Source organism: Rhizobium mulingense, assembly GCF_029194105.1.
Lineage (GTDB): Bacteria > Pseudomonadota > Alphaproteobacteria > Rhizobiales > Rhizobiaceae > Rhizobium > Rhizobium mulingense.
Genome location: NZ_JARFVE010000039.1, coordinates 1 through 5,779 on the forward strand (window position 1 = coordinate 1; position 5,779 = coordinate 5,779).

A 5,779-nucleotide genomic window follows, 5' to 3' on the forward strand; every position below is an offset into this window, starting at 1 on the left:
CGTTCCGATCACCGCCGCTTCAAGTTCACAGCCGACAATGTTGCCATGCTGCTTAACCGTGACGTTCACAACCGTTTTCAATCCTCGAGCCGACAGGGCCTACACGGATCACGACCTTGGCGCCCGCCATAATCGAGCGTAAGGGCCATCAGTTCTCACTAGGTCAGCGTGCTTTCCCTCCTCAATGACCCGCCCCTTGTCCAGGACCACAATATTGTCCGCCCCACGAACGGTGCTCAACCGATGAGTGATGACTATGATGGTCTTCCCAGCGCGAGACAGATCCTCAACAACCCGCAGCACAAATTCTTCGGCTGCCGAGTCCAGAGAGGAGGTCGCTTCGTCAAGGATTAGAACGTCGGGATCCCGGTACAGGGCCCGAGCCAATGCGAGGCGCTGCTTCTCACCTCCGGAGAGGCGAACCCCGTTCTCGCCCAGATGGGCCTGGAACCGCCCGGGCCAGCGCTCGATGCACTCCCGCAGTCCTATTCGATCACAGATGCGTACGATCTTATCGAACTCCGGTTCGAACTCGCCCAGGGCGATGTTCTCGATCACGGAACCGGAGAAGACGTCTATCGATTGCGGTACTGCAGCCATGACCTTGTGCAGTGATGCGCTCGAGAAATCCTGGAGGGCATATTGGCCGATCCGAATGCATCCATCCTCAAGCTGGTAGACATTCTGCAGCAGAGCCGCAAGGGTGCTTTTGCCCGAGCCGCTCTCACCCACGACGGCCGTCAACTCTCCTTGGCGAAAGGAGACGCTTAGATCGCTGAAAACCTCCGCCTGCGCGCCATAGCGGAATGTGACGTTCTCCAGGCGAATATCTCCGAGATCGGTCTTCGTAGCATCGATGCCGCTGCTGCTTGCCGACTCCAGTTCAAAGATCTCGAAAAGTCTATCCGCCGCGATAAACGCGTCTTGAACGATCCGGTTGGTCTGGATCAGGCGGGCGACCGGCCGGGTGATATAGCCAAGCAACGTATAGCAGGACAGCAATTCGCCGGGCGTGACGGCCTGTTCGAGCGCAAGCGTGGTTCCAAACCACATCAGCACGATGGTGAACAGGACCGACAGCAACGTCGAGGCGTTGTCGCCGCAGATTGAGATCAGCCCGGAGCTGTAGACGGAATGCAGCATCTTTACGAAGCGGGTCTCCATTTTGAAGTTTGCGAAGCTCTCGACGCCGGAAGTCTTAATGGTGGAGACAGCTCCGAGTGATTCTACCAGTTGCGCCTCGAGTTTGGCGTCATTTTCCATGATGACTCGTTGGAGATTTCGATTCATCCGATTGATGGCCCAATATACCAGGATGTACATTGGAATGGCGAGCGCCACGATCAAAGCAATATTCCAGGAATAGATGAACATCATTCCGAACGAGAACAGTATCATTAAAATGTCAACAAACATGTTTATCGAAACGTCGTTCAGGAAGCTCCTGATTTTCACAGCGTCGTTCATGCGCGACACGATTTCTCCCATGCGCATGCTATCGAAGAACTTCTGGGGCAGGGCCAGGATGTGATTGTAATAGCCGAGGATCAAGCATACGTCGATCTTCTGCCCCGTCTGCAGGACGAGTCGGCCTCTTAGGAGGTTGATCAGGATCTGTATCGCTAGGATCAGCAGCATTGCGATGCTCATCAAGTTGAGCAGGTTGCGGTTTCCCGCTGGGATCACGTGATCAACGATCTTCTGAACGTAGATCGCCGTCGAGAGACTGAGGACGGTCGTCACAAGAGCGCCGACGAGAGCCTGCGCCATCACCGTGCGGTGTGGCGCGAGTAGGCGGGCGAATCGGGCGAGGGGCGACGTGGTCTCGTCTCGACGATTGAATGTGTCTGCCGGAACCAGCAAAACCAGAACGCCGGTCCATTGCTCCATGAATTCCTGATGCGGCACTTTGCAGATTTCGCCCAAGGCCGGGTCCATGACGATGACCCACTTGGCGTCGATCGCATGGACCACTACGAAATGGTGCAGGTCCTCCTTGACGACGTGCGGGATAGCGGGCTTGGGGATCTTGTACAGGCTGTCGAAGCCACCTTTGACGCCTTTCGCGATGAAGCCCAGCTTCTGCGCCGCTTCCGTGAGCCCCAGCACACTCGTACCGGAGCGGTCGGTCGACGCATACTGGCGGATGCGCGCCAATGGCAACTTGTAGCCATAGAAGGCTGCGACAGATGCGAGGCTGGCGGCGCCGCAATCCGTGATGTCACGCTGTTTGAACTTAATGGCCTTACTCGACATGGAGGCTCGCTGGCTGTTGGGACAATATTAGCGCCCCGCCAGCATCGGGTTGAGCCAATCGTCTGCCTCGTCGTAGAGCAGTTGCAGGAGAGTGCGATTGGCCAACAGAAAGCGAGCCCGCACGGTCATGCCTTTCTTCAGGTGGCCGATGGCCCCGCTTTTCAGCGCGAGTTCGCTGCGAGAGAGCGCGCACTGGACCTTGAAGACCGGGTTCCCGTCATGCAGAGTGAAGTCCTGCGCCACCTCGACCACCCTTGCTTTGATGACACCCCATTGGTTGTAGTTAAAGGCATCCACTTGGAGCCGCACCGGCTGACCAGGCTGCACAAAGCCAATGTCGTTGGGGGAGACGTAGATTTCCGCCACCAGATCGTCGTTCGGCGAGATCCAACCAACGGTTTGCCCGCTCTGCACGTAGCTTCCGTGCGCGAGGCCGGAGAACTGCTCGAGAGCACCCGATACTGGGGCGCGGATGCGGTGCAGGTCCCGTTCGTGCTCGAGCTGATGCAAGGTGGCCGTGAGTTCCTTTAAGCGCAGGTTAGCATCAAGGAGCTTCTGGTTCCAATCAGCGGTTTTGCGTCGCACGAGGATCTCGCCTTGGACCTCGATATTTTGGAGAGCGAAAGCCTTCTCGTCAACGGTCTTCGCCGGCGCCGCAGCAGCCGAGACAAGTCGCTTTGCGCGGTCGAGTTCCGCCGCGGCGTTACTGCGCGCATTTTGGTTCTCGCGCAGCAAGTTGAGAAAATGCACCCTTTCAGCCGTCGCGGATTCGGTTTGGAGGGGGGGCGAGACGCTGAGCCTTGCGCCGGAAGAAATCAGCGTTTGGAAGTCATGGGCAAGATCGCTCTTGGCATGAATGTCGGCTAAAACCCCGCTGAGCTTTTCCTCGATTACATGATCGTCAAAGGCGATTATTTCCTTCCCCTTAGCAACGACATCGTTCTCAAAGGCAAGGACACGGGAGATGCGTCCGGAGACGGGCGCTATCAGGGGCGTCTTCTCCACGATCGGGCGAATAGTACCGACACTCTGCATGGAGACCGGTATGGTAACGAGTGGCAGTGAGCCAAATGCCGCGGCGACGAAGAGCAAGATCGCCCTATAAATGCTCAAGGATCGTCCTGATCGTCGCGCCAGTATGCTTTCTGCGATGCAGCTGGCCGTTTCAGCAGAAAGGGGAACTGCTAGTCTGTAGTCACTAGGAGCCATCGAGAGCCAGCTCGCTTATCAACCAAACAAGTGTCCGTAACGTCGCAAAAACAAGTAAACCCAAAAATACCAACCTCCGGAGGTTTCAGCTGCTTCTTGAGGGGTTAATTCGGTTACACGATAGGCTGCCATGTTGTTCATCATTGGTGTCTCCGTTCAGAGCTGGATTGAGAAGATGCCAAGGTCCCCGTTGGGAGCTCCTAGCGGCGCGCAACAAAAAGGTTCAAGATTCGTGCCAATGCAGAAGGAGCGAAAAGCATCAGAAAACTGTTCTGTATGTTATTCAATGGCTGCCCTAGAGCGCCGAGACGTGCCAAACCGCACATCACGCTGTCGCAAGCACGACAAACCGAGTAGGGTTCTGAATGAACGTCCTGAACAGGATCGACAGCTCCAAAGTTCGGTGGCGACGGTACAGTTGAGACTCGGCGCTCAGTAAGCGCGCCCCCATCCGCGTAGCCCCCATCGAGTTTGCCGTCGATTTTTGTTGCTGCTGATTCACTCTGAAACCTGGTGAATTGTTGGTGGCCCTCCGCACGATAGTGGGCGCGGATGCGCCGCTTGGTGCCGCGGGCCGTCGCCTTGCGCTGTGGCGGCAAATAATAGGCCGTCGCTCGAAGCCGGAGTGCCCATGGATCGGTAACCCCGCCTGCGCCTCGACCACCCTGGCTAGCGCCCGGTCGTAGGCTTCGCTCTCGACATGCCACTGTCGAACACGGATTAACACCCACAAGGTGTGGGTGTCTGTGGCATCGGCCATCATGCGCAGGCCAAAGCTAGTCTCTTCTGCGAGGATGACGTTCATCGCAGGGCGCTCCTGTACGCAGATGACTGAATGCTTCGCAGAAGCCAGTCGCAGCATCCACGTCTGGACGTCGCCTTCGCAATCGAGCCGCCCGGAATCGTAACAGCCCGAGCTGGCGCGGCCAAGCTCGCGTAACCGGATGTCGAGGTGAGCTTGAGATTTGCCAGCTATCCTCCTGTCGCAACGGCCCCGCGAGACGATCGCTGTCGGCCACAGCCTGGGCCGGAACAAGTGCAGGTCTGAGATCGCCATAGCGTCGGGACCCGCCCAAGCATTGCCCAATAGGTCTCGTGTTTCTTTTCGCATCCGGTGGATCTTTTACTTGACACATCCGGCCATAGCATCTGCCAATAGGGACAAGGCCACGCCCTGGTAAACGTGAAATACGGCAGGATGCTAGGCCTTCAGGCCTACAGCCAGGTCTCGGATCGATACGGGTCGATCCGTCTGTCGTCCTCGTCGATCAGACGCTTGAGCCATTCCAGCGCCGCGATGGCGGACCCGATGTGCTGCATTGTTCCGGAATTCGAGCAGGCTCAGCAGCCTCGGCAACATGCGTGGATAATGAAATGCCGTAGGAGGAACGTGGCACCGCCTGGGCTCGCTGCTTAGGAACCGCCAGTCTCGTATTTGCGGACCAGAGCCGAAAGTATCGCCTGTTCGGCAATTTCGGCACCGCTCCGTCGAGGGCCTTGATCGCGGACCCGGCGATGCGAGCCAAAAGGCGCTCCTCGCTGGCCCCTTTTCAATTTCTTGGCGATCGAGGCGACGACCCTACGTTCCCATTCGCCACCATCTTGTGCACTTTGATCTGAACCCTTCAAACTGGACCAGTTTTGGTTAGAGTTTTCCGGTGCATTTTCCTGGCTGGGAAAGGGACCAGAAGACGATGAAAGCGTCGCAGTTTTCGGACGCTCAGAAGGCGTTCATTCTGAAGCAAGGTGATGAAGGCGTGTCGGTTGCTGAAATCTGCAGGAAGGCGGGGATCAGCCAGGCGACTTATTTCAACTGGAAGAAAAAATACGCGGGCATGCTGCCACCGGAGATGAAGAGGCTGAAACAGCTCGAGGACGAGAATTCGCGCCTGAAGAAGATCGTCGCGGATCTGACGCTGGACCGCGAGATGTTGCAGGATGTCATCCGCCGAAAGCTCTAAGGCCTGCTCGGAAGCGGGAGATGGTGAAAGGCATGTGCTGCGATTGGGCGATCTCGATCCGACGTGCTTGTGGAGCGTTGAACTTCGATCGATCAACTCACCACTATACCTCTCGCCGTGCTGATCAGGCCGGTCTGGAACGTCGTATTCGCGAGATCTGCGAGATCCGTGTGCGGTACGGCTATCGCCGCGTGCATGTGCTGTTGGAACGCGAGGGTTGGGGCACCAACATCAAGCGAACCTACCGCATTTACAGGGACTTGGGGCTACAGTTGCGGAACAAGACACCGAAGCGGGGGGTAAAAGCCAAGCTTCGCGAGGATCGGCACATGGCCGTCGGACCCAACGACGTC

At 57.2% G+C, this 5,779-nt stretch carries 4 protein-coding genes and 1 pseudogene; 1 reads left to right on the top strand and 4 read right to left on the bottom strand.

Features of this window, described 5'->3' with window-relative positions; genetic code table 11:
* Positions 1–108 precede the first annotated feature (108 nt).
* The 4 genes from PYR71_RS30420 to PYR71_RS31125 all read right to left on the bottom strand — a co-directional run bounded on the left by PYR71_RS30420 (position 109) and on the right by PYR71_RS31125 (position 4,270).
* Entirely contained in the window at positions 109–2,256 is a 2,148-nt protein-coding gene (locus PYR71_RS30420; RefSeq protein ID WP_097545514.1) for a peptidase domain-containing ABC transporter, read from the bottom strand.
* Between the two features lie 27 nt (positions 2,257–2,283).
* Positions 2,284–3,369: an HlyD family secretion protein gene (locus PYR71_RS30425; RefSeq protein WP_008533948.1), complete on the bottom strand. Its 1,086-nt coding sequence runs from the start codon at positions 3,367–3,369 to the stop codon at positions 2,284–2,286.
* A 114-nt stretch (positions 3,370–3,483) separates the two neighbouring features.
* Entirely contained in the window at positions 3,484–3,609 is a 126-nt protein-coding gene (locus tag PYR71_RS30430) for a hypothetical protein (RefSeq protein WP_004676277.1), read from the bottom strand.
* 181 nt (positions 3,610–3,790) lie between these two features.
* Entirely contained in the window at positions 3,791–4,270 is a 480-nt protein-coding gene (locus PYR71_RS31125; RefSeq protein ID WP_245345081.1) for a Tn3 family transposase, read from the bottom strand.
* Between the two features lie 889 nt (positions 4,271–5,159).
* On the opposite strand from PYR71_RS31125, the pseudogene PYR71_RS30440 reads away from it, so the two are divergent.
* A pseudogene (locus tag PYR71_RS30440) lies at positions 5,160–5,779 on the top strand (IS3-like element ISRel21 family transposase); the annotation flags it as partial.

Bases quoted from the DNA above. Each gene is read 5' to 3' on its own strand.
- PYR71_RS30430 (WP_004676277.1), bottom strand. From the start codon at position 3,609: ATGATGAACAACATGGCAGCCTATCGTGTAACCGAATTAACCCCTCAA.
- PYR71_RS31125 (WP_245345081.1), bottom strand. From the start codon at position 4,270: ATGAACGTCATCCTCGCAGAAGAGACTAGCTTTGGCCTGCGCATGATG.
- PYR71_RS30420 (WP_097545514.1), bottom strand. From the start codon at position 2,256: ATGTCGAGTAAGGCCATTAAGTTCAAACAGCGTGACATCACGGATTGC.